The organism is Arthrobacter sp. Y3224055 (genome assembly GCF_059090825.1).
Genome location: NZ_JBNHGB010000001.1, coordinates 604,344 through 621,886, shown reverse-complemented (window position 1 = coordinate 621,886; position 17,543 = coordinate 604,344). Strand labels below are relative to the sequence as shown.

Below are 17,543 nucleotides of genomic sequence, written 5' to 3'. Positions count from 1 at the left end.
GTGCCTGAAGGCACCGAAGGCGGGCACCGACGTCGCCACCGGCCGGCCAAGGCCCGGCCTTCGCCTGCCAGCCGCCCGGCCCTGCAGAGTTCCAGGCCTACCAGCGGTGGGCCACGTCAATCACCAGGCGGGACATGCTGCCCGGGCCGTCCAGGGTGAAGACCCGGAACGGCAGGCGGGCGCGCACGCCGAGGCCGATGGTGGTGTACCCCTCGAAACTGCCGCCCCAGGAGAGCTGGCGGAAGGTGGTGTAGCCGGTGACGTTCACCAGCTCCTTCGGGTGGGCAGGCCGGTAGGTGCCGCGCCCGTTGGAGTCATACGCCGGAGCCTTCACGACCACGGCCAGATCGGCGCCGCCGCGCAAGGGGATTACATGGCCGGATCCTTGGGCCCGCACCGTCCCGTACCTCACCGAGTAGCCGGCCACGTCGCCGCGCAGGTCCACAACCATGCGGTCGAAACAGGCGTGCCGGCCGGTGCGCACGTTGGTAATGGGCGCGGTCGTGGTCCCCGGCGCGGACTCCGGCGTCGAGCCCCAGGTGATGCCGCAGTAGGGCGCCGCGGTGGCGGGGCCGGGCGCCACCAATCCCAGGCCGAGAACCAACAGGATTACGGACAGCCATGTGGGGAGCTTGCGCATGGCACACCGCCTTTCATGGGGGTGACAGATGCACTCAGGATAGGGGCGTTTTCCGCAACGGGACCCGGCACGTCCGCGATAACGCCGCAACCGTTACGGCACGCGGCCCGGGCACGCTTTTCTTGATCCTTCGGTAATCGGAAACGCACTCCGCCCGTGACCAAACACGGCGAGGAGAAGTGTTACGACGTTTCGTAACATAAATCACAGTGCTGCAATTTAAAAGCGCGGCCAGTGGCATAATTCCAGCATTAGCCGGTTCGGACCCCCACGTTTTTGCCGGGCCGGCGATCCCCCAAAGAGCCGGTCCCGCGTGAACATGCCGCGGGGCCGGCTCGATTTAAACGTCACACCATCGGCGCCGCCCGCAGGCGTCCCCGGTGCCCCTGCAGCCCAGTGCAGACCCCTTCAGCCCACTTCGAAGGTCCTGAACCCGCCGGTGGGCGGGCCGTACGTCGCTTCGACCGCGTCCACCCGCCCCGGCGCCGTGCCGGACTCGAACGCGGCCGCGAACTGCCGCACCGCATCGCGCGGCCCCTCTGCCACCACGCCCACGGTGCCGTCCGCCTGATTCACGGCCGAGCCCACCAGCCCCAGGCGTTCGGCGCGTTCCCGTGCCCAGTACCGGAAGCCCACTCCCTGGACCCGGCCGCTCACCGTCGCGCTCAGGCGGACGTTCCCGGTGGGTTCCTCTTGCATGCTTCGCTCCTGTCCGCACATCGGTCCAGCGTACGACGGCGCCTCGCTTCAGGCAGCGCCGGAACCGTAGGGGCGCGTGATGGCCTCCAGAAAGTGGCCGTTCGGGTCGGTGAAGTACACGCCGCGGCCGCCGTCGTTGCGGTTGATTTGCTGGGGCCGGCTGCGGCCCGGGTCTGCCCAGTAGGCGATTCCGGCCGACCGGATGCGCGTGAGGATCCCGTCGAAGTCGTCCTCGGCGACCAGGAAGGCGTAATGCTGGGGCTGCACGTTCCCGGCGGTGTCCGCGTAGTCGAGTGCCACGCCGCCCTCCAGCAGGACCGTCATGAAGTGTCCGAACATCGGCTGCGGCGGATCGAGGCCGAAGATCTCCGCAAAGAATTCCGCCGACGCCGTTTTGTCTGCGGCGTAGACGATGGTGTGGTTGAACGAGACGGCCATGGCATGCTCCGAAGGCGGTGGCCGGGACGGACGCCGGCCCCAATGCTGGCTCCATTCAACTCCGGCCAGGCCCGCCGGACAAGCGCAGAACCCGGAAGGTCCGGGTTAACGAAGCAACGGACGACGCCGGCGCCGTGTGGTCGCCGAAGCCGTCCGCTCCGTTGGGGTGGCTGTGCCGCCCCGTGCTGATGTCAGCCCTTCTGCGGCAGCCGCCAGACCGTGCAGTCCTGCGTGCTGATGGCGCGGCGCGAGCCGTCCGACTCATCACGGATCCACACCAGGCCGACGCCGGGCGCGGTACGGTCGACGCGGCCCCGGTACTGGACGGCATTGTCCATGCGGGCCTCGACCGAATCGCCGCGGCGCAGATGTCCGAGATTGCGGATACGGGTGGGGGTGGAATTGACCAGCGGGGACTGACCGGGTGCGGATAGTGTCATCCGTGACCTCCTGTGTTGTGGCGGTAAGGGCGTGCTGTGCCAGGCGGATCAGCTGTGGGGCCGACCCTGCCGTGGCATTGTTCGGGGACTGCTCGTCAGGCGTGAAGCGCCGGCTCCTGCCGGGTGGCGGCGAGCGCTGACGACAGGGGCTGCGAGGCGGCAGGGCGCGGGAAAGAGCTTCTCCGCTGATCCCTGCTGCAAACTTGTTGGTGGTCCCTCAGCTGTCCGTTGGCAGTCTCACTTTAAGGAACACCTTTGGAGGGCCGGATTATTCCGCCGGAGCAGGAAAAGTTTTTTGGGCCCTCGCCGGTGGTCGCAGGCGGAGCCAGGCTGCATCCACGGCAGACGGCGGGCGGTTTCCCGCGGCGCTGCGGCGCCACGGGCCAGGCCCGGAAGCCTCAGGGGCCAGCACGCGAGCGGCAGGTTAGTCCCTGGGCGGCAGCTGCTGCAGCGCCCAGGTGTTGCCGTCCGGATCGCTGAAGTAGACGAACTTACCCCACGGCTGCGCGTCCACGTCGCTCGCTGCGACGCCGCGGCTGAGCAGTTCTTCCCGGGCCGCTTGGGCATCGGCAACGACCATCTGGAGCCCCTGCTGCGAGCCGGGTGCCATCTCCGTGATGCCCTCGCCGATCACGATGGAACAGGCCGAGCCGGGCGGCGTGAGCTGCACGAACCGCAGGCCGTCGCTTACCCGGTGGTCGTGGTCGGCGTGGAAGCCGACCTGCTCAACGTAGAAATGTTTGGCCCGGTCGACGTCGGTGACCGGCACGGCCACCAGTTCGAGTTTCATCTCCATGCCGGACACGCTAGCGCCGGCAGGCACCCGGCGGTAGGGTCCGGCGCGGGATCGCGGTCATGCCCTGTCCGCAACCCGAGGGAGCCTGCGCCCCTCGGACTTTTCGAACAGACGGCGCGGGTGGGAGCCAGGCGGCACGGGTGGGAGCAACTGTGGCCAGCCAGAGATGATGCACCCGATGGCGGCCGCGGCCAGCTAATCCCCGAAATAGCCGCGCTCCAACAGGGAGCCGGGGTGGTACAGGCAAACGGACGTGCGATCACCCGAATCCCAATCCGCTTGCGTAGGGAACAAGAGCCGGTGCGTGCCGTCCGGAATCAACCGGGCTTCGAGAAACTGGGACATCACCTCGCCGCACCGGGGTCCGGCCTCGCGTTCCAGTGCTGACTGACCCGGATACAGCTCGCCGGGGTGGGTGATGGTGCCGAATATCTCGCCTTCATGCGGTTCCTGGCAGGGCACCTGAAACAACGCGGTGGTCGTGGGGCCGGAGGAATATTCCCAATCGAAGAACACACAGTCGCCGACGGCTGCCTCACTCAGGGCCGAGGGCTCCACGCCGGAAGACCATTGCGTGGCGAGGAAGTCGTCGATGTAGGCACTAGTGCCCTCCGGATCCGCTGCTCCCACGGTCTCCGCGGGTGCCATGGTCGGGCGACCCGGCGGGGGAGAGGCCAGCCGGACGGGTCCCTGGGATGTGCCGGCGGCAGGACCGCTGGCGTACCCGCCGCCGGAGGCTGGCGGAGTGGCACCCGCCGTGGCCGGGGATGCCGCTCCAGCTTCCGCGCCCGGTTCCGTGCAGCCCGCGAGCAGCAGCGCGAATAGCGCCATGAGGGCGGCCGTCGGCCTATTCCGCATGTTCCCCCGATGCCGGCTCTGCAGCCGCCCGACCGGCGGCTGGAATTGTGAGCAGCCTAGCAGGCTGTGCCGGCGGGCCGGGCGCGCCCCGCCCACGGCCACAGTGCCAGCGGACCCATCGGTCCGGCGGCTTGCGTCGCGGGGCCTTGCCGCCGTGCCGGGCGGACCAGCCGGGCTTTAGACGGCGGCGGCAGCAGCGGCGTCGGCCGTCTTCTTCCGGTGGATGGCCAGGAAGGAGGAAATCCTGCGGACCGCCTCCTCGATATCCTCCACCGACGGCAGGATCACGAACCGGAAGTGATCCGGCGTGGGCCAGTGGAAGGCGCTGCCGTGCGAAACCAGGATTTTCTCCTCCTCAAGCAGGTCCAGGACAAACTTTTCGTCGTCCTCGAACGGATACACGGCAGGATCCAGCTTGGGGAACAGGTACATCGCCCCAGCCGCGGGCACACAGCTAACGCCCGGGATCTGGTTGAGCAGCCGGCAGGCCAAGTCGCGCTGTTCGTGCAGCCGGCCCCCGGGCTTCACCAGGTCCCCGATGGACTGGTAGCCGCCCAGCGAGGTCTGGATGGCGTGCTGCGCCGGGACGTTCGAGCACAGCCGGAGCGAGGCCAGCAGTTCCAGTGATTCGCGGTAGGCTGCGGTCTCGGCGCGCGGCCCGCTGATGGCCACCCAGCCGGCGCGGTAGCCGGGCATCCGGTACGCCTTGGAGAGCCCGCTGAACGTCAGCACCGGCAGGTCCGGGGCCACCGAGGCGGTGTGGACGTGCACGGCGCCGTCGTAGGTGATCTTCTCGTAAATTTCGTCCGAGAACAGCACCAGATCGTGCTTGCGAGCCAGGGCCGCGAACTGTTCCAGCACGTGCCGCGGGTAGACGGCGCCGGTGGGGTTGTTCGGGTTGATCAGCACGATCGCCCGTGTCCGGTCGGTGATTTTGGCTTCGACGTCCGCCATGTCCGGCCACCAGTGGTTGTCCTCGTCGCAGAGGTAGTGCACGGCCTTGCCGCCGGAGAGGGTGACCGACGCGGTCCACAGGGGGTAGTCGGGCGCGGGGATCAGCACCTCGTCGCCGTTTTCGAGGAACGCTTGCAGCGTCATGGAGATCAGCTCGGACACCCCGTTGCCGATGAAGATGTCCTCAACGCCGATCTGCATCAGGCCCTTGGTCTGGTAGTACTGCGAAATGGCCGTGCGGGCGGAAAAGATGCCCTTCGAATCGCTGTAGCCTTGGGCGCCGCGCAGGTGGTGGATCATGTCCACCACAATCGACTCCGGCGCCTCCAGCCCGAACGGTGCCGGATCGCCGAGGTTCATCCGCAGGATGCGGTGGCCCTCCGCCTCCATCTTCTTGGCCGCGTGCAAAATCGGGCCGCGAAGTTCGTACCGGACGTTCTGGAGTTTGCTGGAATGTTGCATGGGACGCATGCCCTATTTTTTCACAGAGTGCATCGGGCGTTCATGTGGGCTTCACCACTGCGCGGGTCTGGTGCCCGGTGCTGCATCGGCCTACCGTGGTTACGCTCCCGCACGGGCACCGGCACGCGGTGCCGGTGCCGTGCGCCCCGAACCGGAAAAACGGAGGAAAGCCAATGGCTCTCACGCACATTAATCCAGCGGGCATGTTCCGCAGTCCGGCCTTTTCCCAGGGCGTGCTCGTGGACGGCCCGGGCCGGCTGCTGATCGTCGGCGGCCAGAACGGGATCAACGCTGACGGCGAGATGGTCAGTGACGATCTTGCCGGCCAGACCAGGCAGGCGATGCGCAACGTGCTCGCGGTCCTCGAGGAGGCCGGTGCAACGCAGCAGGACGTGGCCAAGCTGAACATCTACCTCGCTGCCGGGCAGGACGCGAACGAGGGGTACGCCGCGGCCGCGGAGGTGTGGGGGCCGGTGCCAACGGCAATCACCGTCCTGCAGGTGGGGTCCGCGCGGCCCGGCGTGCTGGTGGAGATCGACGCACTCGCCCAGGTCCCGCCGCAGCCCGAGTAGCCGCGGCCTGCGTAGCCGCTGACAGGACCGCAGCCACCGCCGTCGTGCGCTGCCCTGCCGCCCTGGCGCGGTGGCGGCCTGCCCGGCCCGGGTTGCCTACGAACGGACCGGGTGCTTGCTGACGATGGAGACCCGGTTGAAGGCGTTCATCGCGACGGTGATCCAGCTGACCGCGGAGAACTCGTCGTCGGTGAGTTCCTCGCGGGCGGCGGAATAGGCTCGCTCCTGGCTGTGGTGGTCCGGCAGTTCGGTCAGCGCCTCGGCCAGGGCCAGCGCGGCCCGTTCCTTGTCCGTGAAAACCTCGGTGTCCCGCCAGGACGGAAGCACGGAAAGCCGCTGGGCCGTCTCGCCCTCGCCCAGGGCCAGCCGGGTGTGCATGTTCAGGCAGTACGCACAGCCGTTGATCTGCGAGATGCGCAGGTTCAGCAGTTCCACCAGCTTCCGGTCCAGGCCTGCCGCTTCGGCCGCTTCGCCGACCTTGAGCGCCAGTCCGTTGAGCGCGCGATAGGCTGCCGGCGTCTGCTTGTCGATGTAGAACTTGGCGGGACGATTGTCGGAACTCACTCATGCCTCCTGTGTTGCTGGTCGGCCTTCATTCTCTCAGCACTGCCGACGGGAGCCGCGGAGGAGTAGCGTGTGCCCCATGGAATTCGATGCACCCTTCACGGAACCCACTGCACGGCGGATCCGGGTGCGGCTGGGTGGAACCCTGGTGGCCGACAGCACGCGGGCCAGGCTGATGGTCCAGTATGGCCGGGACGGTCTGCCGACCTACTATCTGCCGCGGGAGGACGTCGCGGCAGGGGCGCTGGCCAATGCGCGCCCCGGGCCGGCGGGCCAGCAGCTCTGGGATGTGGCCATCGGCAAGAAGCGCGCGGAGGCCGGGGCGTGGGAGCATCCGGAAGCGCACGGTTCGATGAGCGACCTGGCCGGCCACGTGACTTTCTCCTGGCGGCAGCTGGAGTGGTACGAGGAAGACGAGCGGGTGCTGGTCCATGCCCGCGATCCCTATAAGCGCGTAGATACCCTGCGCAGTTCGCGGCGGGTGCAGGTCTACCTCGCCGGCGAGAAAGTGGCGGACAGCATCCGGCCGCTGCTGCTGTTCGAAACCCACCTGCCCACCCGCTACTACTTGCCGGCCGAGGACGTGCGGACCGACCTGCTGGAGTCCAGCGACACCGTCACGAGCTGCCCGTACAAGGGCGAGGCCCGCTACTGGTCGGTCCGGGTAGGCGAAGACGTTGTCCGCGACGTTGTCTGGAGCTACCCGAACCCGATCCCGGAAAACCCCAAGATCCGCGATCTCTTCTGCTTCTACAACGAGAAAGTGGACCTCGTGGTCGACGGCAAACCCCAGGAGAAACCCGACACGCCCTGGGCGTGATTTCCGCCCCCGTTTCGCTCCGGGCCCGCGCTGCCAGCGAGAGCGGCTGATACCCGACGCGGGCACGTCAGGGACGGCCGTTCCCGCACGGCTCGGCCGCTCTGGATGATTTCGGCTGCTGCCGCTCTCCTCCGCCCTCCCGGTGGCCCGGGCCCCGGTCGGAACGGCGGCTGCTTATACCTTCTCCTCCCGGGAGAAGAAAAGACTTTTGCGCATTTTTTCACCGTTCGCCTGTTGCATAATCAGCATGCTTATGGTCTCTTGGGGGAGAAGCGCTTCTGGTCCGCGCTTCCCGGATAGAGAGTGGGCCTCTGGTGCAATACAACGACAAGGATGACAAAGAGATACAGGTCTTGTTCCGCAAGGCGAGACGCGCCAAGGGGTCCCTGCGCGCCGCCTTGGAAGAGGAGTTGGTGCTGGGGCACCTGGGCATTGCCGAGGGGATCGCCCGCAACTATTCGGGCCCGGGCAGGGAGCTCGATGACCTGAACCAAGTTGCGCGGCTGGGGCTGCTCAAGGCGGTCCGCGGCTTCGACCCCGACCACGGCGCCGATTTCCGTGCCTACGCGGCTCCCACGGTCCACGGCGAACTGAAGCGCTATCTTCGGGACAGCTCGTGGATGATCCGCCCGCCGCGTCACCTTCAGGACCTGCGGACGGCGGCGATCAAAATGACCTCCGAACTCGCGCAGCGGCTGGGCCGCGAGCCCGGGCTGCAGGAGTTGGCCGACGCGCTCGCCGAAGACCCGGAAACGGTCGCCGAAGCCCTCAACTGCCACGGCAGCCTGCGGCCGGAATCACTGGAAGGGACCCCCGAGGGACAGGGCCTGGCGGAGACGCTGGCTGCCTCCGACGGCGGGACCGAACGGACCGAGGAACTGCTGATGCTTCGCGGCGCCATCCGCGAACTGGAGCCGCAGGAACGGCAGTTGCTCTTCTACCGGTACTTCCAGGAAGAGTCCCAGCGCCGCATCGGGGAGCGCATCGGCATGACCCAGATGCAGGTGTCCCGCGCGCTCGCCAGGATCCTGGTCAAGCTCCAGCGCCGGGTGCTGGGGGAACGGCAGACCCCCGGGCGGCAGCGGATGCGGACGGCGTAGCGACCGGCAGTTGTGCGACGGCGGCCAGGACGTCGTCCGGGCCGACGGCCAGCAGGGCAGGGTCGGGGTCGGCGGAGAATGTGTCGCCCAGGCGCAGGCTCTCGTCGGTCAGGACCGTATGGGGTCCGGGTGGCGGACCCCATACGCTGACGGGCGCCGGGCCGAAAATGACCACCGACGGCCGGGCATAGGCCGACGCCAGATGGGCGGCACCGGTATCGGCGGAAATGACGAGCGCGGCCTCGGCGATCGCTGCGGCAAACTCCGCCAGTGGCAGCGTCCCCGCGACGACGGTGTCAGGACCCAGCCCGGCCAGTTCGGCCACGGCCTGTGCCCGGGGCCGTTCCGCCGCGCTGCCGGTGAACAGGATGCGGTGTCCCTGGGCTGCCAGTTCCCGGGCGACCGCGGCGAACCGCTCGGCGGGCCACAGCCGGCTGCCGTAGGCGGCACCGACATGGAGTACCGTCGCTCCCGGGCAGGGGCTCTGGACGGCGGGCTTGTCCAGCCGGTAGTCGAGCGGATCCGCGTCGATTCCGTGCCACTGCAGCAGCCGGGTCCAGCGCTCGCGTTCGTGCGCGCCTTCCAGCCATGAGGGGCCGTCCCACCCGGGGGCGCGGTGGCCAATTCGCCTGGCGGGCTGCAGGGCTTCCAGGCGGCCGCGGCTCTCCGGCCCGTTGCCGTGCAGGTTCACGGCCATGTCTACCCGGCCGGGTGCCAGCGCCAGGGGAACATCGAGGCCATGGGTGGCCAGCAGGTCGTCTACCGAGCCGGTCAGTCCGAGGATGGGCCGCAGCCAGGCCTGGGCGGCGTAGATAATCCGGTGTTCCGGGTAGGCCGCGCGCAGTGCCCGCAACGCCGGAACCGCGACCAGCAGATCGCCCAGTTTGAGCGCCCGGAGCACCAGCAGCTCCGGGCGTCCGTCCCGTTCGAGTCCTTCAGCTTCTGCCACTGCACCCATCCTTCCTTCCGGCTGTGCCCATCCTCCCAGATGCCCGCACCGTGCGCCTCCCGCGGCGGCGGTTGCCGTGGCGGGAAGTGGGCGACACAAAAGTAGTAGCAGGAGAAGTGTTTAGGTCGGAGCCGCGCTGGGAACAGTGCTGGTATGAGCACAACTGCTGCACACCCGCTGCGGGCCATCCTCTTCGACCGGGACGGCACGCTGGTCACGGACGTGCCCTACAACCCGGACCCCGCGAAGGTCCGGCCGGTAGCCGGCGCCCGGGCGGCCGTTGACGCGGTCCGGACCGCCGGGCTGCCCTGCGGGGTGCTCACCAATCAATCAGGCATCGGCCGGGGCTTGCTGAGCCGGGAACAGGTCGACGCCGTCAACCGGCGGGTGGAAGAGCTGCTGGGACCGTTTGACGTGTGGGAGATCTGCCCGCACAACCCGGACGACGGATGCCCCTGCCGGAAACCGCAGCCCGGGATGATCCTTGCGGCCTGCCGCCGGCTCGGGCTCGCTCCCGAGGAGGTGGCCTACGTCGGGGACATCGGGGCCGACGTCGAGGCCGCTGCCGCCGCCGGCGCCACCGGCGTCCTGGTACCGACCCCGGTGACCCGGCGCGAAGAGGTCGAGGCCGCCGCCATGGTCGCCGAAGACCTCCCCGCCGCGGTCTCGCTGCTGCTGGAGGGCCGGCGATGAGCCGCGTACTGGTGGCGCGGCTGGACAGCGTCGGAGACGTACTGCTGGCGGGCCCGGCGGTGCGGGCAGTTGCGGCAGGCCACGACGGCAATCCGCGCGACGTTATGATGCTGTGCGGCCCGCAGGGCAAAGCCGCCGCGGAATTGCTGCCCGGCGTCGCAGGCGTGTTCAGCTGGGCCAGCCCGTGGATCGTCGACCCCGCCCCACCGGCGACCCGGGAGCAGGTGGCCGCGCTGACGAACTGGGTCCGGGCCTCAGAGATCTCCGAGGCCGTCATCCTCACGTCCTTCCACCAGTCGCCGTTGCCGCTGGCATTGCTGCTGCGGCTGGCCGGCGTCGAACGTATCACCGGCGCGTCCGTCGATTACGCCGGGTCGCTGCTGGATCAGCGGCTGCGCCCCGGCGAGGACTTCCCGGAGGACCAGCCGGAGGCCGAACGGGCGCTGCAGATCGCCGCGGCCGCCGGGTACCGGCTTCCGCACGACGACGACGGCCGGCTGCAGGTGCAAGGCATCCCGGACACCACCGACCTGACCGGCGGCGAACCCTACATCGCCGTGCACCCCGGCGCCTCCGTCCCGGCGCGCGCGTGGCCGCCCCTGCACCACGCCGCCGCCGTCGAACTGCTGATCGGCGCCGGCTACCGGGTGGTGGTCACCGGGGGCCCGCAGGAGCAGGAACTGACGGCCACCGTCGCCGTCCCCGGCGCGCTGGACCTGGGCGGGCAGACCGACCTGCGGAGCCTGGCGGGGGTCCTGGCCGGCGCGTCCGCCGTCGTGACCGGAAATACCGGGCCGGCGCACCTGGCCGCGGCCGTGGGCACGCCGGTCGTGTCCCTGTTTGCGCCGGTGGTTCCGGCGGTCCGCTGGGCACCGTACAAGGTCCCGGTGGAGCTGCTCGGGGACCAGCAGGCGCCTTGCCGGCTGAGCCGGGCGCGCAACTGTCCGGTTCCCGGCCATCCCTGCCTGTCCCAAGTGGCCCCCGAAGAAGTGCTCGAGGCTGTACAGCGGCTGACCCGCGGCGTGACGTATTTGTCCGCCAGGAGAAAGACGAGGAACGCATGAAGATCTTGCTTTGGCATGTCCACGGCGGCTGGACCGACGCTTTTGTCCGCGGCCGCCACGAATACCTGTTGCCCGCGACGGCGGAGGGCGGGCCGTGGGGCCTGGGCCGCGCCGGCCGCGACTGGCCGTCGTCGGTCCGGGACGTGCACCCGGACCGGCTGCGGGACGAAGAACCCGACGTCGTGGTGCTGCAGCGGCCCGAGGAAATCGAGGAATGCGAGCGGCTGCTGGGCCGCCGGCCGGGACGGGACATCCCGGCGGTGTTCCTGGAGCACAACACCCCCAAGGGGGACGTGCCCAACTCGCTTCACCCGCTGGCCGACCAGCAGGACATGACCGTCGTGCATGTCACCCACTTCAACCGCCTCTTCTGGGACTGCGGAACAGCCCGGACCACCGTGATTGAGCACGGCATCGTGGATCCCGGTCCGCTCTACACCGGGGAACTGGAACGCCAGGGCGTGGTGGTCAACGAGCCGGTCCGCCGCTGGCGGGTCACCGGAACGGACCTGCTGCCGGCCTTCGCCGAGGCAGGACCGCTGGACGTGTTCGGCATGGGCACCGACCAGCTGGGCGCGGCCACCGGGCTGGGCCCGGACAAGCTGCGCGTGCGCGGCGACCTGCCCGGTCCGCTGCTGCACGCCGAACTGGCCCGCTGCCGCCTCTACCTGCACCCGCTGCGCTGGACCTCGCTGGGCCTGGCGCTGCTGGAAGCCATGCATCTGGGCATGCCGGTGGTGGTGCTGGCCAGCACAGAGGCCGCCCGGGCCGTGCCGCCGGAGGCCGGCGCCATCTCGTCCGATGTGCACCAGCTGCGCCGCGAAGCGGCCCGGCTGCTGAAGGACCCGGACGAGGCCGCTGCGCGCGGAGCAGTCGCGCGCGAGGCGGCGCTGCGGAACTACGGGCTGCAGGCATTCCTGGACAACTGGGACAGCCTGCTGGCAGAGACCACCACGGGCGCCGGACGGGTCATTGCCGCCAACGAGAGGAGAGAGCCGTGAGGATATCGATGGTTTCCGAACATGCCAGCCCGCTGGCGGCGCTGGGTGGTGTGGACGCCGGCGGCCAGAACGTGCATGTAGCGGCCCTCTCCGCCGCCCTCGCCCGGCGGGGGCACAGCGTGAGCGTCTACACCCGCCGCGACGATCCGATGCTTCCCGCCCGCGTCACGATGCGGCCGGGAGTTGAAGTGGTCCACGTCAACGCCGGACCGCCCGAACCGGTCGCCAAGGATGAGCTGCTGCCCTACATGGGCCAGCTGGCCGACGGGATCAGCGCCGACTGGGCGGACAGCCCGCCGGATCTCGTACACGCGCACTTCTGGATGTCAGGGGTGGCGGCCCTCGACGCCGCGCGCCGCCCGGGAAGCCCCCAGGTGCCGGTGCTGCAGACCTTCCACGCGCTCGGCACCGTGAAACGGCGGCACCAGGGCGCGCAGGACACCAGCCCGGCCGAACGGGCCTGGCTGGAACCGTCCGTCGGCCGCAGCGTGGACCGGATCATCGCCACGTGCTCGGACGAAGTGTTCGAACTGGCGGCCATGGACATCCCGCGCGGCAATATTTCCATTGCCCCCTGCGGCGTGGACCTGGGACTTTTCAAGGCCGACGGGGAGGTCGAACCGCGCGGCCGCACCCACCGCATCGTCACGCTGGGCCGCCTGGTTCCGCGCAAGGGCATCGACCTGGCCGTCCAGTCCCTGCGATTGCTCAAGGACCGGGGACTGGACGACGTCGAACTGATCGTGGTCGGCGGCGCCTCCGGTGCCACCGGGCTGGCGGCCGACCCCGAGGCCCAGCGGCTGCGAGGCCTCGCCCGTGAGCTCGGCGTGGAAGACCAACTGGTGCTGCGCGGCCAGTTGCCCCGGGAAGAAATCCCTGCGGTGCTGCGCAGCGCCGACGTCGTCGTCTGCGCGCCGTGGTACGAACCGTTTGGGATTGTTCCGCTGGAAGCAATGGCGTGCGGCGTTCCGGTGGTCGCGGCCTCGGTCGGCGGGCTGATCGACACCGTGGTGGACCGCAAGACCGGCCTGCACGTGCCGCCGCGGGACCCGGAGGCGGTGGCCGAAGCCGTGGCCGAGCTGCTGACGAATCCCCAGCTGCGCCGCGACCTTGGCCGCGCCGGCCAGCAGCGCGTGCGGAACCGCTACTCCTGGGACCGGGTGGCCGCCGACACCGAAAAGGCCTATCACCTGGCGGTCAGCAGGAGCGCGGGCGCCGTCCCCGCCGGCGTCCGGCAGTTGGAAGGGGAAGCACTGTGAAGCGCCCAGCCGCCATGGCCAAGACAGCAGCACGGACCACGGCACTCGCCACCGCCGCGGCCCCAGCCGACCCCGCCGGCCCGGCCGGCACGGAGGCTTACCTGCGGCCGCCCGCACCGGGACCCGCCCTCGTCCCGGTGCCCGCGACCGGCCGGGAGCCGGCCGGGACCCACGCGGTGGACGCAGTCCTGGCGCACCTGCAGGCGGTGGCACCGGCGGTGGAGTCGCTGCGCGCCCAGGCCGGCCAGCTGGCCGGTTGGGGGACGGAGCTGGCCCGGCGGCTGACGGGCGGCGCGCGCCTGCTGGCGGCCGGCAACGGCGGCTCCGCGGCGGAAGCCCAGCACCTCACCGCCGAACTCGTGGGCCGCTTCGACGGCGAACGCCGGGCCTTCTCCGCCATCTCGCTGCACGCGGAAACCTCGGCGGTCACGGCCATCTCCAATGACTACGGCTTCGACCAGCTGTTTGCCCGGCAGGTGCTGGGCCACGGGCGTGCCGGCGACGTGCTGCTCCTGCTGACCACCAGCGGCAAGAGCGGGAACCTGCTGCGCGCGGCCGAAGCTGCCCGCAGCATCGGCGTGACCTGCTGGGCGCTGACCGGCCAGGCGCCGAATCCGCTGACCGAGTTGTGCGACGACTATGTGGCAGTGGAGGCGCTGCCGGCCAATGTGCAGGAGGGGCACCTCATGGCGCTGCATGCCCTCTGCCGGGCGTTCGACGCCGAGGTGGCGCGCCTCGAGGGAGGCGCCGCGGGCGGGCGCGGGCAGGGAGGCCGGCCATGAGGATCGTGGTGGTGGGTGACGTACTGCTGGACGCGGACGTGGAGGGTGCGGCAACCCGGCTGAGCCCGGACGGACCGGTGCCGGTGGTTGACGCGGCCGAAACAACCTACCGCGCCGGAGGAGCCGGGCTGGTGGCACGGATGCTGGCCCGCGACGGCCGGGACGTCCTCCTGGTCACGGCACTGTCCGACGACGGCGCTTCCTCCCGGCTGCGCGACGCCCTGGACGGCGTCCGCGTGGTCGCCGGGCCATCCGGCGCCCCCACGCCGGTGAAAACCCGGATCCGTGCCGGCGGGCAGTCGGTGGTCAGGGTCGACGAAGGCTGCGCCCCGGCGCCGGTGCCGGTACCGACACCGGACATGCTCGACGCGCTCGAAACGGCCGACGCCATCATCGTGGCGGACTACGGCCGCGGCTTGGCGGCCGCACCCGGGCTGCGCGACGCCCTGGCCTCGCTCGTGCACCGGATCCCCGTGGTATGGGATCCGCACCCGGCCGGCCCGGTCCCGGTCGAGGGCGTGGCCGCGGCGACGCCCAACCTGCCCGAAGCCCTGCGGATCGCCGGCCTGCGGGACAACGGAACCCGGGAGGCTGCGCTGGCCGCGGCGGAACTGCGGACACGCTGGAACAGCCGCGCCGTCGTCGTCACGCTGGGCGGGGAAGGGGCCCTGATCCAAGCCGACGGCGGCCTGCCGCAGGCCGTACCAGCCCCCACGCTCGACCCGGCCGACACCTGCGGCGCGGGCGACCGGTTTGCCGCCTCCCTGGCGGTGGCGCTGGCCTCCGGACGGCCGCTGGCCGAGGCGGTGGAAGAGGCCGTCGGCCAGGCGGCAGCCTTCCTCGCCGCAGGCGGGGTGGCATCGCTTCGTCGGGAAACGGCCCCGGTCCAGCTGCGCGGTCCGGGGGTAGACGCCATGCGGGTCGCGGCGCAGACCCGCGAAGCCGGCGGCACGGTGGTAGCCACCGGAGGCTGCTTCGACTTGCTGCACGCCGGGCACGCCAGAACCCTGGCCGCCGCCCGGAAGCTGGGCGACTGCCTGATCGTCTGCCTCAACTCGGACGATTCGGTCCGCCGCCTCAAAGGCGAAGAGCGTCCGATCATGAACCAGGAGGACCGCACCGAACTGCTGCTGGCGCTGGAGTGCGTGGATGCGGTGCTGGTCTTCGACGAAGCCACCCCCGAAGCGGCGCTGGAAAGGCTGCGGCCGGACATCTGGGTCAAGGGCGGGGACTACACCGCGGACCAGTTGCCGGAAGCACGCCTGCTGCAATCCTGGGGCGGGCAAACCGTCACCGTGCCCTACTACCCGGCGCGTTCCACCACCGGCCTGGCCGCCGCCCTGGCCAAGGTCGGCTGACACGCCGGACTGCTCCGCAGATCCGGCGCGCCCTGAACTGAAGAATCCCGAACCTGAGGAGGAAACCATGAGCATTGCCCCAATGAACCCCGGCCGCGTCCTGGTCACCGGCGGAGGCTCCGGCCTGGGAGCCGCCGTCGTGGAGGCGGTCCTCGCCGCCGGCGGCACGCCGGTCGTGCTGGACCGTGACGTCAGCCGGGTGGGTCGGGCCAAGAGCATCGAGGTGGACGTCGCCGACCGGGCCGCCGTCGAGGCGGCCGTGCAGCAGGCCGCCGACACCCTCGGCGGGCTGGACGCCGTCGTGACGGCGGCCGGGATCGACCGCTGCGGGCGCCTGGAAGACGTGCCGGCCGAGGAATGGGAGAAGGTCATCGGGGTCAACCTGATGGGCACCGTCTCCGTGGTGCGCGCGGCCCTGCCGCACCTGATGTCCTCCCACGGGCGGGTCATCACGGTCGCCTCGTCGCTGGGGATCAAGGCCGTCTCCGACGCCACCGCCTACTGCGCCTCCAAGTTCGGCGTGGTCGGCTTCAGCCGGGCGCTGGCGGCCGAAACCCGCGGTCAGGTCGGAGTGACCACCATGATTCCGGCCGGCATGAAGACCAGGTTCTTCGACGACCGGACCGAACAGTACAAGCCGCAGGACGACTCCCGGCTCAACGATCCCGAGCGGGTGGCCGATGCCATCATCTTCGCGCTGTCACAGCCGAAGGGCTGCGAGGTGCGCGAGATGGTCATTTGCCACGAAGAAGAAGACTCGTGGCCCTAAGCTCGCGCAGGTCCGCGTAGACATCCTCTGCGCGGACCTGGTCCGTCAGGGAGAATTCGTGGCTGCAGCGTCCGGCGGTCCAGCCCACCTGGGTCAGGTCGGAGCCGCAGGCCGGGCACTGCGTCATCCAGGACATGTGGATCCGGTGCAGGGTCCGGCCCAGCGCCCCGGCCATGATCATGTTGCCGGCCCAGTAGATGCCCACCGTGGGCGTTCCCACCGCCTGCGCCAGGTGCCGCGGCCCGCTGTCGTTGCCGACCATCACGTCACTGGCGCGCAGCACGGCGGACAGTTCATCCAGTTCCAGCCGGCCGGCCACGGAATTGATGCTGCCCCCGCCGCCGGCACCGGACGCCCCGCGGGCCAGGCCCACTACCTCCTCGGCCAGCGCCACGTCGGACTGATCGCCAACCACCAGGACCTGGCATCCGTCGTCGGCCGCCCATGCGGCCACCTGGGCGAACTCCGACGCCGGCCACCGCCGCCGCGGGTCCGTGGCGCCCGGGTGGATGGTCACCAGCGACGGCCGGCCTTCCTCGAGGAGCCCGGCCAGCAACGCCTCTTCATCGGCGAGGGGCTGCAGTTCCGGCTGCAGCGCGGCCGGAGCCGCGCCGGCCAGGCCCACCACCTCCAGCGCGCGCAACACCTCGTGCTGGTAGTACAGGTAGGGGATTGTCCGCTCGAGCGCGGCCGCGTCCGGGGTCCGGGTGCCCACCGTGTGCCGTGCGCCCAGTTCCAGCAGGAACGGGTTCGAGTTCCGGCCGCCGCCGTGCAGCTGCACGGCCAGGTCGAACTGCTCGCCGCGCATCCGCTGGTGGAACCGATCGATGGCCTGCGGATCCTCCGGCCCCGGGCGAACCCCGTGCGCGAACGGCAGCGGTTCCACCCGGTGCACCGGGCCCGGCCGGCCGCGGAACAGGGCGGCATGGGCCTCCGTGCCCAGCAGGGTCACCCTGGCCTCGGGATAGGCGGCAGCCAGCGACTCGAGTGCCGGAACCGAAAAAAGCACGTCGCCCAGCCCTCCGCCCCGGAGCACCGCAATCTTCCGCACCCCCTCGAAGGGCTCCAACACCGGCCCAATGCCCCGGCCATGCCGGGCCTCGGTACTGAGCCTCTGGCCACCGAAAGCGGCGCCGCCTGTGGGAGAACCAGCCATCTCCACCTCCTGGATTAACGTTCCGCGTGCGGCGCAGCCACCCGGCGCGCGGGTGCCGTGCCTGCCGCAACCCCCTGGGCCCGCCCCCGCGGGCCCCTCGTGAACTTCACCCTAAGGTGCATTCGAGCCGCTGGCCAGAGCCGGAACCGGGACCGGAGGCAGGAACCGG

Annotated in this window: 20 protein-coding genes; 10 read left to right on the top strand and 10 right to left on the bottom strand. The window is 70.3% G+C overall.

Annotated features, from left to right (window positions below; translation table 11 throughout):
* Positions 1–97 precede the first annotated feature (97 nt).
* From AC5RTY_RS02995 to AC5RTY_RS02965, 7 genes are all read right to left on the bottom strand, one after another.
* Positions 98–640: an AMIN-like domain-containing (lipo)protein gene (locus tag AC5RTY_RS02995; RefSeq protein WP_494049378.1), complete on the bottom strand. Its 543-nt coding sequence runs from the start codon at positions 638–640 to the stop codon at positions 98–100.
* A 408-nt stretch (positions 641–1,048) separates the two neighbouring features.
* Complete coding sequence (locus AC5RTY_RS02990) at positions 1,049–1,339, bottom strand: acylphosphatase (protein WP_494049379.1); 291 nt, start codon at positions 1,337–1,339, stop codon at positions 1,049–1,051.
* Between the two features lie 48 nt (positions 1,340–1,387).
* Positions 1,388–1,777, bottom strand: a complete 390-nt coding sequence (locus AC5RTY_RS02985; protein WP_494012963.1) for a VOC family protein — start codon at positions 1,775–1,777, stop codon at positions 1,388–1,390.
* A 191-nt stretch (positions 1,778–1,968) separates the two neighbouring features.
* Positions 1,969–2,217, bottom strand: a complete 249-nt coding sequence (locus AC5RTY_RS02980; protein WP_494000800.1) for a hypothetical protein — start codon at positions 2,215–2,217, stop codon at positions 1,969–1,971.
* A 424-nt stretch (positions 2,218–2,641) separates the two neighbouring features.
* Positions 2,642–3,013: a glyoxalase superfamily protein gene (locus AC5RTY_RS02975; protein ID WP_494000799.1), complete on the bottom strand. Its 372-nt coding sequence runs from the start codon at positions 3,011–3,013 to the stop codon at positions 2,642–2,644.
* A gap of 195 nt (positions 3,014–3,208) precedes the next feature.
* Complete coding sequence (locus AC5RTY_RS02970; protein WP_494138952.1) at positions 3,209–3,643, bottom strand: septum formation family protein; 435 nt, start codon at positions 3,641–3,643, stop codon at positions 3,209–3,211.
* A 405-nt stretch (positions 3,644–4,048) separates the two neighbouring features.
* Complete coding sequence (locus tag AC5RTY_RS02965; RefSeq protein WP_494000797.1) at positions 4,049–5,296, bottom strand: pyridoxal phosphate-dependent aminotransferase; 1,248 nt, start codon at positions 5,294–5,296, stop codon at positions 4,049–4,051.
* Between the two features lie 164 nt (positions 5,297–5,460).
* Between AC5RTY_RS02965 and AC5RTY_RS02960 the strand changes: the two genes are divergently transcribed.
* Positions 5,461–5,859 carry a RidA family protein gene (locus AC5RTY_RS02960; protein WP_494049381.1) on the top strand — a complete coding sequence of 133 codons (399 nt, stop codon included), beginning with the start codon at positions 5,461–5,463 and terminating at the stop codon, positions 5,857–5,859.
* A 96-nt stretch (positions 5,860–5,955) separates the two neighbouring features.
* On the opposite strand, the gene AC5RTY_RS02955 is transcribed toward AC5RTY_RS02960, so the two are convergent.
* Positions 5,956–6,423 (bottom strand): carboxymuconolactone decarboxylase family protein, encoded by a 468-nt coding sequence (locus AC5RTY_RS02955; protein ID WP_494138951.1) that lies wholly within the window; start codon positions 6,421–6,423, stop codon positions 5,956–5,958.
* 79 nt (positions 6,424–6,502) lie between these two features.
* Between AC5RTY_RS02955 and AC5RTY_RS02950 the strand changes: the two genes are divergently transcribed.
* Positions 6,503–7,243: a DUF427 domain-containing protein gene (locus tag AC5RTY_RS02950; protein WP_494138950.1), complete on the top strand. Its 741-nt coding sequence runs from the start codon at positions 6,503–6,505 to the stop codon at positions 7,241–7,243.
* Positions 7,244–7,557: 314 nt separating this feature from the next.
* The gene (locus tag AC5RTY_RS02945) at positions 7,558–8,343 is read left to right on the top strand and encodes a sigma-70 family RNA polymerase sigma factor (RefSeq protein WP_494138949.1); all 786 of its coding nucleotides are present in this window, start codon (positions 7,558–7,560) and stop codon (positions 8,341–8,343) included.
* On the opposite strand, the gene AC5RTY_RS02940 is transcribed toward AC5RTY_RS02945, so the two are convergent.
* Positions 8,276–9,301 (bottom strand): glycosyltransferase family 9 protein, encoded by a 1,026-nt coding sequence (locus AC5RTY_RS02940; RefSeq protein ID WP_494138948.1) that lies wholly within the window; start codon positions 9,299–9,301, stop codon positions 8,276–8,278. The genes AC5RTY_RS02945 and AC5RTY_RS02940 overlap by 68 nt on opposite strands.
* Positions 9,302–9,445: 144 nt before the next feature.
* On the opposite strand from AC5RTY_RS02940, the gene AC5RTY_RS02935 reads away from it, so the two are divergent.
* From AC5RTY_RS02935 to AC5RTY_RS02905, 7 genes are all read left to right on the top strand, one after another.
* Positions 9,446–9,985: a D-glycero-alpha-D-manno-heptose-1,7-bisphosphate 7-phosphatase gene (locus AC5RTY_RS02935; RefSeq protein ID WP_494138947.1), complete on the top strand. Its 540-nt coding sequence runs from the start codon at positions 9,446–9,448 to the stop codon at positions 9,983–9,985.
* Complete coding sequence (locus AC5RTY_RS02930; protein WP_494138946.1) at positions 9,982–11,049, top strand: glycosyltransferase family 9 protein; 1,068 nt, start codon at positions 9,982–9,984, stop codon at positions 11,047–11,049. The genes AC5RTY_RS02935 and AC5RTY_RS02930 overlap by 4 nt, the downstream gene beginning before the upstream one ends.
* Complete coding sequence (locus tag AC5RTY_RS02925; protein WP_494024276.1) at positions 11,046–12,050, top strand: glycosyltransferase; 1,005 nt, start codon at positions 11,046–11,048, stop codon at positions 12,048–12,050. Before AC5RTY_RS02930 ends, AC5RTY_RS02925 begins: the two co-directional genes overlap by 4 nt.
* A complete protein-coding gene (locus tag AC5RTY_RS02920; protein ID WP_494138945.1) occupies positions 12,047–13,309 on the top strand; it encodes a glycosyltransferase in 1,263 nt (420 codons plus the stop codon). Before AC5RTY_RS02925 ends, AC5RTY_RS02920 begins: the two co-directional genes overlap by 4 nt.
* Positions 13,306–14,091, top strand: a complete 786-nt coding sequence (locus AC5RTY_RS02915) for a D-sedoheptulose-7-phosphate isomerase (RefSeq protein WP_494138944.1) — start codon at positions 13,306–13,308, stop codon at positions 14,089–14,091. Before AC5RTY_RS02920 ends, AC5RTY_RS02915 begins: the two co-directional genes overlap by 4 nt.
* The gene (locus tag AC5RTY_RS02910) at positions 14,088–15,449 is read left to right on the top strand and encodes a PfkB family carbohydrate kinase (protein ID WP_494138943.1); all 1,362 of its coding nucleotides are present in this window, start codon (positions 14,088–14,090) and stop codon (positions 15,447–15,449) included. The genes AC5RTY_RS02915 and AC5RTY_RS02910 overlap by 4 nt, the downstream gene beginning before the upstream one ends.
* 67 nt (positions 15,450–15,516) lie before the next feature.
* Positions 15,517–16,218 (top strand): SDR family oxidoreductase, encoded by a 702-nt coding sequence (locus AC5RTY_RS02905; RefSeq protein WP_494138942.1) that lies wholly within the window; start codon positions 15,517–15,519, stop codon positions 16,216–16,218.
* On the opposite strand, the gene AC5RTY_RS02900 is transcribed toward AC5RTY_RS02905, so the two are convergent.
* Entirely contained in the window at positions 16,184–17,374 is a 1,191-nt protein-coding gene (locus AC5RTY_RS02900) for a glycosyltransferase family 9 protein (RefSeq protein WP_494138941.1), read from the bottom strand. The genes AC5RTY_RS02905 and AC5RTY_RS02900 overlap by 35 nt on opposite strands.
* Between the last annotated feature and the right edge of the window lie 169 nt (positions 17,375–17,543).

What these genes read in the sequence shown, in the direction of transcription:
- AC5RTY_RS02990 (WP_494049379.1), bottom strand. Translation starts at nt 1,339, where the DNA reads ATGCAAGAGGAACCCACCGGGAACGTCCGCCTGAGCGCGACGGTGAGC.
- AC5RTY_RS02930 (WP_494138946.1), top strand. Translation starts at nt 9,982, where the DNA reads ATGAGCCGCGTACTGGTGGCGCGGCTGGACAGCGTCGGAGACGTACTG.
- AC5RTY_RS02985 (WP_494012963.1), bottom strand. Translation starts at nt 1,777, where the DNA reads ATGGCCGTCTCGTTCAACCACACCATCGTCTACGCCGCAGACAAAACG.
- AC5RTY_RS02935 (WP_494138947.1), top strand. Translation starts at nt 9,446, where the DNA reads ATGAGCACAACTGCTGCACACCCGCTGCGGGCCATCCTCTTCGACCGG.
- AC5RTY_RS02910 (WP_494138943.1), top strand. Translation starts at nt 14,088, where the DNA reads ATGAGGATCGTGGTGGTGGGTGACGTACTGCTGGACGCGGACGTGGAG.
- AC5RTY_RS02925 (WP_494024276.1), top strand. Translation starts at nt 11,046, where the DNA reads ATGAAGATCTTGCTTTGGCATGTCCACGGCGGCTGGACCGACGCTTTT.
- AC5RTY_RS02900 (WP_494138941.1), bottom strand. Translation starts at nt 17,374, where the DNA reads ATGGCTGGTTCTCCCACAGGCGGCGCCGCTTTCGGTGGCCAGAGGCTC.
- AC5RTY_RS02980 (WP_494000800.1), bottom strand. Translation starts at nt 2,217, where the DNA reads ATGACACTATCCGCACCCGGTCAGTCCCCGCTGGTCAATTCCACCCCC.
- AC5RTY_RS02940 (WP_494138948.1), bottom strand. Translation starts at nt 9,301, where the DNA reads ATGGGTGCAGTGGCAGAAGCTGAAGGACTCGAACGGGACGGACGCCCG.
- AC5RTY_RS02965 (WP_494000797.1), bottom strand. Translation starts at nt 5,296, where the DNA reads ATGCGTCCCATGCAACATTCCAGCAAACTCCAGAACGTCCGGTACGAA.
- AC5RTY_RS02995 (WP_494049378.1), bottom strand. Translation starts at nt 640, where the DNA reads ATGCGCAAGCTCCCCACATGGCTGTCCGTAATCCTGTTGGTTCTCGGC.
- AC5RTY_RS02975 (WP_494000799.1), bottom strand. Translation starts at nt 3,013, where the DNA reads ATGGAGATGAAACTCGAACTGGTGGCCGTGCCGGTCACCGACGTCGAC.
- AC5RTY_RS02960 (WP_494049381.1), top strand. Translation starts at nt 5,461, where the DNA reads ATGGCTCTCACGCACATTAATCCAGCGGGCATGTTCCGCAGTCCGGCC.
- AC5RTY_RS02950 (WP_494138950.1), top strand. Translation starts at nt 6,503, where the DNA reads ATGGAATTCGATGCACCCTTCACGGAACCCACTGCACGGCGGATCCGG.
- AC5RTY_RS02905 (WP_494138942.1), top strand. Translation starts at nt 15,517, where the DNA reads ATGAGCATTGCCCCAATGAACCCCGGCCGCGTCCTGGTCACCGGCGGA.